Annotated in this window: 7 protein-coding genes and 3 pseudogenes; 5 read left to right on the forward strand and 5 right to left on the reverse strand. The window is 40.7% G+C overall.

Annotation, left to right across the window (positions count from 1 at the left end; all coding sequences use genetic code 11):
• Positions 1-197: 197 nt before the first annotated feature.
• Positions 198-401: a hypothetical protein gene (locus tag AB4589_RS21250; protein ID WP_004736343.1), complete on the reverse strand. Its 204-nt coding sequence runs from the start codon at positions 399-401 to the stop codon at positions 198-200.
• Between the two features lie 773 nt (positions 402-1,174).
• Here AB4589_RS21250 and AB4589_RS21255 point away from each other — a divergent pair.
• Positions 1,175-1,579: a DUF6088 family protein gene (locus tag AB4589_RS21255; protein ID WP_017103705.1), complete on the forward strand. Its 405-nt coding sequence runs from the start codon at positions 1,175-1,177 to the stop codon at positions 1,577-1,579.
• A 2-nt stretch (positions 1,580-1,581) separates the two neighbouring features.
• On the forward strand, positions 1,582-2,517 hold the full coding sequence (locus tag AB4589_RS21260; RefSeq protein WP_372101645.1) for a nucleotidyl transferase AbiEii/AbiGii toxin family protein: 936 nt from the start codon (positions 1,582-1,584) through the stop codon (positions 2,515-2,517).
• Positions 2,518-2,860: 343 nt separating this feature from the next.
• On the opposite strand, the gene AB4589_RS21265 is transcribed toward AB4589_RS21260, so the two are convergent.
• Positions 2,861-3,565 (reverse strand): TetR/AcrR family transcriptional regulator, encoded by a 705-nt coding sequence (locus tag AB4589_RS21265; RefSeq protein ID WP_017103707.1) that lies wholly within the window; start codon positions 3,563-3,565, stop codon positions 2,861-2,863.
• Between the two features lie 28 nt (positions 3,566-3,593).
• Complete coding sequence (locus AB4589_RS21270) at positions 3,594-3,998, reverse strand: nuclear transport factor 2 family protein (RefSeq protein ID WP_017100096.1); 405 nt, start codon at positions 3,996-3,998, stop codon at positions 3,594-3,596.
• Between the two features lie 426 nt (positions 3,999-4,424).
• On the opposite strand from AB4589_RS21270, the gene AB4589_RS21275 reads away from it, so the two are divergent.
• Positions 4,425-4,760, forward strand: a complete 336-nt coding sequence (locus AB4589_RS21275) for a helix-turn-helix transcriptional regulator (protein ID WP_017100095.1) — start codon at positions 4,425-4,427, stop codon at positions 4,758-4,760.
• Complete coding sequence (locus AB4589_RS21280; protein WP_372101644.1) at positions 4,747-6,009, forward strand: type II toxin-antitoxin system HipA family toxin; 1,263 nt, start codon at positions 4,747-4,749, stop codon at positions 6,007-6,009. The genes AB4589_RS21275 and AB4589_RS21280 overlap by 14 nt, the downstream gene beginning before the upstream one ends.
• Positions 6,010-6,357: 348 nt before the next feature.
• Here AB4589_RS21280 and AB4589_RS21285 read toward each other — a convergent pair.
• Positions 6,358-6,432, reverse strand: a pseudogene (locus AB4589_RS21285) (S-adenosylhomocysteine hydrolase); the annotation flags it as partial.
• Positions 6,433-6,479: 47 nt separating this feature from the next.
• Positions 6,480-7,013 (reverse strand): annotated as a pseudogene (locus tag AB4589_RS21290) (integrase).
• An 84-nt stretch (positions 7,014-7,097) separates the two neighbouring features.
• Here AB4589_RS21290 and AB4589_RS21295 point away from each other — a divergent pair.
• A pseudogene (locus tag AB4589_RS21295) lies at positions 7,098-7,354 on the forward strand (type IV conjugative transfer system coupling protein TraD); the annotation flags it as partial.

Here is a 7,354-nt window from a genome sequence, read left to right on the forward strand (position 1 = left end):
GGTTCATGGGGCGGATACGTAGCTCTAGCTCATTTCTGTCCAGAAACGTTTTTAAAATTGATCAAACTCTATTGTCCTCCGACAACAATGGCTAGATGTAGAGCGAGCATAGGGTCAGATAGAGTTTATAAGTAGGTAGTGTTTAGGGGGGAATTGGTGATCTTAATTACACATCCCTGTGTAACGTATTCTGAATGTCAGCTGGCTTTAAAGCGCTTCATAAATTGACTAAAGCGTGGAATCAGGTTTTGCACAGTCGGCGCATCTGGAATCTCATTTACAAAAATCATAAAGCGCTGTGCTTTACTTTTATCACCTTGAGCAGTCCCTGCTAGTATTGCTTGAGCCAAAATTACATGCTCAGCGGTAACGTCCTTATTCGAAAATTCGTGAATCAACATAGAAAATCCTAATAAGTATAAATACGGATATAATAATACAATATATTGATGTTTATATCGATAGCTTATGGCATTCATCAATGTCAGATTTGTGTAAAAACAATACTGGACAGTGAGCTTAGTGACTTTCCATACTTATGCTAATTCGTGATTTGCTAATACTTGGTTCTTCGAAACTCATTTATGTCCAGAGGCTTCATAGAGCTGAAATTATACACGTGGCACTTTTCTCTCAAAGTGCCTGCTAGTTAAGATCTGCCCCAAGACGTGTTATGGCTGATGTTCGCAACATTTTCAGAAGCTACTTTTGGGCTCAATTTATTTCATGCCTTTAATGTAAAGTTAAGTACACAATAATTAGTGGCGTTTTAAGTAAAGGCAGCAGTAGAAGCTCGATCCTTGAGCGTACAACCAACCAATACAAAAGTGTTGCTCACTGATCGTTTTAAAACCTTACGAACGAGGTTACAGGTCAAAAAAGGCCCAAGACTAATAATTCCTCTCCTGTCAGTGAGTACACATGAGCTTCATTCGGTAGTCACGCGCTATATAGCCATTTACTCCAATATAAAGGTTAAATTTAGAATTAGGTCGCTTATAAATCCTAAAGCAGGTCGTTAATTTGTAAATGAAAAAAATCAAATAAAAACATAATTATAAGTTGATAATAAAAATATGCACGTCGTATTTTCTCTTAAATGGATGCCGTAAATATTTCAAATAACGATGGGCTCAAGTATACTACGATTAAGCACTATGTAGGAGGGTGAATTATGACAGCAACTGACCGTATTTATCAAAAGATAAAACGCTCTCGCCGCTATGTGTTCGAACGGAAAGATTTCGACAACTATGCGAGCTATGACCAAATTGGTCGTGTCTTGAAAAAACTTGTGGATAAAGGTGTACTGATGAAAATCGGATATGGCTTATACACCAAGTCAACGATCAACAGCCTAACTAATAAACCGATGCCAATGAACCCCGGTGGTACTGACGCAATTATGCGTGAGGTCCTAAAATTGCGCGGTGTAGACTTTGAGATGGATGCCATGTCATTGAAGAGCATCAATGGACAGTCCACTCAAATACCAGCGTCTATCAGATACACGTGGGATTCTAAGCATTTCAACCGCAGCCTTAAGGTTGGTAATAGAGTATTGAATAATCGACAATGAGCATACCAAAACTAAAAAAGCAGTTTCTTGAAGTCTCTGATGCCCTCGACTTAGGTAACCCATCGATCACAGAAAAGGACTATTGGGTGGTGTCACTGCTTGCCATGTTGGAAAACGTGGAAAGTGAGCACCACCGGCTCGTTTTTTCAGGTGGAACAGCTTTGGCTAAGTCCAACATTAAGATCCTGCGTATGTCTGAAGACGTCGACATAAAATTGATTCCAACTCAGAAATTTCTCGACAAGGGCACAGGTGCGAAGAAAAGAGCTCGTAAGGCGTTAGTCGAACACCTCATTGCGAGGTTAGTTGAGCACCCTTATCTGAATTACAGTGATAAAACGGTACGCGATGAGTATCGCTATGTCGAAATCGAAATAGAGTACCCGCAACAATACCATCAAGCACCGTGTCTACGACCTTATGTCAAACTTGAGCTCATCGAAACCATTGAACTTCAAGGCGTTGAATCTCGCTCTATTTCATCGCTGGTAGCACAGAGCTACACGCAACCTGCCGAAGTAAGCGCTATGTCGTGTATTTCCATTGATTCGACGTTGGTTGAAAAAGTGCTTTCCATGTTACGCCGCACCATGTCAGTCAAGCGTGATCCAAAGCGTAAGGATGACGAAACATTGGTTCGTCACATCTACGATGTTCACTGCATTAGCGCAGAGCATACGATTGATATGGACGTGTTAAAGCCGATGTTTGATACCGTGTTGGAAGAAGACAAGGAGCGATATGGAAATCAACATCAGGAGTTTGTCGACGATCCACGTAATGAGTTAAAGCTGGGATTAGAAGAGCTAGAAGCTAACGAGGAGTTTCGTAAACGTTTTGACGCGTTTGTGGCCCCAATGGTGTACAACACAGAACCACATGACTTTGATACCTGTTTTGCCTCATTCAAAGGTATTTCAGAGCAGCTTATTAGCTAACCTTCCGATGCCTACTGCTGCTTTTTGGCTACACTCCCAGTTGTAGGGGCACTATGCTGAAAAAAGTCTAAGTTGGTTACCTCCTCTATCTCATTAACCACATAGCTCTAAAGATGTGATTGATGAGCTTACTAAGCTAATTGATAGTTTCCCTAAATTTAAGTTATCCGAAGAAGGCGGTTGCGAGTGAATACTCCAGCTCATTTTTGTCCAGAGGCTTCATAGACCTGAATTTTGACTCGTGGCACTTTCTAACTCAAAAGTGTCTTATTGGCTTCATGAGGTGCATAGTTAAGCACAATGCTTTCTGAAATTAACGTTACCATAAGGTATAAAATTCCTGCTATGGCATCTCGTTTAGTGCGTTAATCTGGTGTTTCAAACCATCTATAAAAACATCAACATACCTATTAAAACTCTCATCCATCGGTTTGTCATAGCCATTTTGCCAGCGTAAAATGAAAGAAGCATTCATCATTTGAGGTAGAAAACGAGTTAAGTTTGGATACTCACTATTTTCTACCTTCTTAGCCTCCCCTCTTAACTTAGCTTCCCATTCATCCGCATTATCTAGCGGTAAATGACCGAACTCCATGGTTACGAAACCACACATTGATGCAATTACTGTGTTGTACATAGGGACTATATGAGACGGCGGACAATTTGCATCCAAAAGAGCAGCTATAATTCCATCTAGCAATCTAGGATCTTGATACGCATTTGCCAGAAGTCGCCCTCCTATCAAATCTGCGATGTGGGGATGGTGTTTTACTGCACCTCTGTAGTTTTGGAATAACAGGGTCAACCAGACGTGCCAATCCAGGTTACCGTAGTTAGGTGTGACACTAGACATCACTGTATTTGCAATTTCACCTAACAGTGTGTTTTTGTTTTTAAAATACCAATAGATAGCTGTTGGATAGGTATCTAACCGTTTAGCTACGTCTCGAATACTAAACGTATCGATTCCTTTCTCCGCAATAAGATTCAGTGCTACCTCGATTATAATTTCCTTAGAGAGAGGTGTTGTATTTGCTTTTCTTTTCATAAAGGTACCGCTATCTATAAAGTACTTGCTAAAGGGAGGTCTGCTTTTTAGACAGATTGAACGAACTTCTAATGTTAAAAGTATCGTAAACAATATTTAATTTGGTAATCAAGCGGCTACCTTTGTCGACTTCTAACACATCGACAACATTAAAAGGTGCAGGTTCACCATTGGCAAGTGTCCAGTCAAAGTAGAACCAGATAGATATCAAATCTGTACAGTCACGAGTTGATTTCCCTTCCATTACACCCTTCAAGGTTAGCTTTGAACTGCTCGTATCTTCAAACAATTCAGGATAAAAGTCTGCTGCCTTACGTTCACCGTAAAGTGGTGAACTCACCAACGCATCTGGCGTGAAAAGCGATAGTACTTTTTCAATGTTTGCTTCTTCAAGTGCTTCAAGGTATTTGTTTGCTATCGTATTGGCATTCATGATTTTACTCTATTGTTCAGTGTGCAATTCTATATTGTACACTGAACAATAATGAGAGCAAGCTTGAGTTTGTAGCTGTTTAATAGAATGAAAGGTGCTGCATTAACAATGAATGCACTCCTGCATTAAATGCATAAATATTTCGCATCGTTGACTGTAATTGGAAGGTTTTGTCCAAAAGCTTCTCAGGTGTCGTCTACTCGACCAAAGTGTGGTAAAGCAATAACTAAATAGAGAGTTCAGACAGGATCTCTGTTTTTCATTGCAGTCATTTCAATGACTGTTTTATTGTAAACTACAATTCACTTTAAGGTTTTTATAGTAAAATAGGTTTTACTATAATTATTTCTAACCTATTACTTTGACATTTAAATTTTGGTAAATTAATATTTACCTTATTATATTTACGGTAAAGGTTGATTTACTATGGGAAGAGGTAACATTCAGGTTAGCACTGTTGCTAGTGCCGCACTAACTCATTTTGCCACGATGCTTACAATCCAGCGTAAGGAAAAGAAAATCACTGTAGAAGAGACTTGTTCCCGAGTTGGGGTATCTAAGCCCACTATGATAAAGATTCTTAAAGGTGATCCGTCTGTAAGTATCGGACTCTACTTCGAAACTGCTTGGGTATTAGGTGTTCCTTTATTTGAACCCGATGAAAACCAGTTTGCTATTAAACGTAAAACAAATGCGAAAATTGAGGCATTACTGCCTAATCGAGTAAGAAGGAAAAAGGTAATTTTAGATGATGACTTCTAGTAATCAATGCTTCGTTTGGAAATGGCTTAAAGGACAATCAGAGCCTGTGGTAGCAGGTAGACTCACTATTGATGAAACTGGCCAACATTTTACGTACGGTCAGTCTTACTTGAAACGTTCAGATGCAGAACCAATTTACTCAAATGAATTACCGCTTTCTGCTGGTACTAAGGAACCAGTTCAAGGTATGCCTATATTCTCTTGCTTGCGTGATGCAGCTCCAGATGCTTGGGGACGTAGGGTCATTAATTCTCGGTTGATGGGCAAAGACTACGATGCTGAGTTAGGCGAAATGACGTATTTGATGCATTCCGCTTCAGATCGGATCGGTTCTCTCGATTTTCAAGAATCGGCCACTGAGTATTTTGATCGTTCTACTGATGCGGCAACTCTTGAAGAATTATACAATGCGTCTGAAATCGTCGGTCAAGGTAAGGAAATCTCTTCGGATTTGGATAGAGCACTTATGCATGGTACATCCCTCGGAGGTGCTCGCCCGAAAGCGATGATCACTGGTAATGAAGCTAAGTATATTACTAAGTTTTCAGCATCAAATGATACTTACGAAGTTGTACAATCAGAATACGTAGCAATGAGGCTTGCCAAGTTAGCAGGACTCAATGTTGCCGAAGTTATTTTTGAAAAAGTATTAGGAAAAGATGTTCTTCTTGTAAGACGCTTTGATAGAGCGTTAGTTGGTGACGTTTGGTGTCGTCGCTCAATGGTGTCCGGGCTGACAGTTTTAGGCTTAGATGAAACATGGGCTAGAGAGGCATCTTACGCAGACCTAGTGAACAATATGAAGCAGTATTGCATCGATTTTACCTCTGATAGCCAAGAGCTATTTGCACGGATGGTATTTAATGTACTGATCGGTAATACGGATGACCATGCTCGAAATCATGCTTTCTTTGTAGAAGGGGAGAAAATATCCCTGTCACCGGCTTATGATATTTGTCCACAAAACCGTACAGGTGGGGAGGCGAGTCATGGAATGAAGATCTTCGAAAATCTTAATTTATCTCTGTTATCACTTTGTATGCAAGCAGCACCAAGTTTCAATATTAAGGCTGAAAAAGCAGAAGAAATTATTAGGTTTCAAATTTCTACGATTACCCAAGAGTTTGAATCCGTGTGTAACGAAGTAGATGTCCCTGAAGTTACGCGAAAGTTACTTTTCAAACGTGTGATATTGAATGACTACATATTCAATGAAATGGAACATTTAAAGCCGCAAGATGGTCATTAAGTAGAATACATGGAATATCTAAATAAACAATGTCCGTACGACATGATGGGTTTTGTCGCAAAGTTTTGCGTTGTCGGTTAAGATTTACTCAATCTTTACCTAATACTCTGAATCTCAATGTTTAAAGGTTGCCACTTCCCCTCTGAAGTTATTCTCGAAACCGTACGTTATTATCTCGCCTATAAACTCAGTTATCGTGAAATTGAAGAGATACAATTGGAGCACGGAGTCGTTGTGGATCAGGCCACTATTAATCGTTGGGTTATCAAATTTACGCCAGTATTAGAGCACAGAGCGAGGTGTAGAAATAAGCCCGTATCTGGCTCGTGGCGAATGGGTGAAACCTACATCAAAGTCTTTGCGCTCAAAAACATAGCGTCTGGAGCGCTTTATCTTTTGATAAACGCGATCAACTGCTGTCATTTGAACCTCCTAACTTTCATACGTGTTCGTAATATAACGCAACCTTACTATGAGTCTATCCCCTCAGAGATGTTCAGAGCCTCCTCAATTTCTACGCCTAAATAGCAAATGGTATTATCCAACTTAACATGGCCAAGTAATAGTTGCACAGCGCGAATGTTTTTGGTTCTCGCCTAAATTAACGTCACCTTGGTACGGCGCATCGAGTGGGTACCATAGAGATAGGGATCGTAGCCGAGTTCCGTTACCCAGCGGAAAATGATGGTGGCGTAACTGCTACAACTAATTGCTTTACCCTGCCTTCGAGGACTTGGGAAAATAGAGTCTGGTGCAGAGAGTTGGCTGTGCAGTGCGTGAAGTGAGCTCAAACTGTACCCCTCTGGCTGTAAAGCACGCGATCTTGAATCGCACCACCAGAAGAGATATCCCTCACTTTCATTCTAAGTAAGTCACAAGAACGTAACTTGCAATCGATAGCGAGATTGAGCAAGGTCGATTTCAAGCCTAGTGCGAATTCGCCAGATATCTTCAAGCTTGAAGGACTTTTTCTGCCCTGTTAGATGACCTTTCTTCGTCCACATAATTGACCTCCAATCTAAACCAGCTCATCTGCATACGCAGGTAATTATATAAAAAGTACTGCATTTAACTCTCAAGGAACCACTATGCCTAGACCTAAACGCGCGTCCGGCAACCACTTTACCCGTGGCGGACAAATTACTTTTCACTCCATTCGGATGTTCTTTCAAGTCAACAACACCTTAGTCTACGCCGCCATTTGGTCGGTGATAGCACTCACTGGTGTTCTAACCTGGCTACGCGCTCCTGATAACGCCTTTTGGTCTGTGTTCTACTACTGGCGCAATCATATCTATGCCAGCTTTGGGCACGATCTTAACAGCGAAGTCACGACGTTCTGGAG

It is taken from the genome of Vibrio sp. 10N.222.49.A3, from assembly GCF_041475145.1.
Lineage (GTDB): Bacteria > Pseudomonadota > Gammaproteobacteria > Enterobacterales > Vibrionaceae > Vibrio > Vibrio tasmaniensis_A.

Coding starts and splice junctions, on each gene's coding strand:
- AB4589_RS21280 (WP_372101644.1), top strand. CDS start 4,747: ATGATGACTTCTAGTAATCAATGCTTCGTTTGGAAATGGCTTAAAGGA.
- AB4589_RS21255 (WP_017103705.1), top strand. CDS start 1,175: ATGACAGCAACTGACCGTATTTATCAAAAGATAAAACGCTCTCGCCGC.
- AB4589_RS21265 (WP_017103707.1), bottom strand. CDS start 3,565: ATGAAAAGAAAAGCAAATACAACACCTCTCTCTAAGGAAATTATAATC.
- AB4589_RS21250 (WP_004736343.1), bottom strand. CDS start 401: ATGTTGATTCACGAATTTTCGAATAAGGACGTTACCGCTGAGCATGTA.
- AB4589_RS21275 (WP_017100095.1), top strand. CDS start 4,425: ATGGGAAGAGGTAACATTCAGGTTAGCACTGTTGCTAGTGCCGCACTA.
- AB4589_RS21270 (WP_017100096.1), bottom strand. CDS start 3,998: ATGAATGCCAATACGATAGCAAACAAATACCTTGAAGCACTTGAAGAA.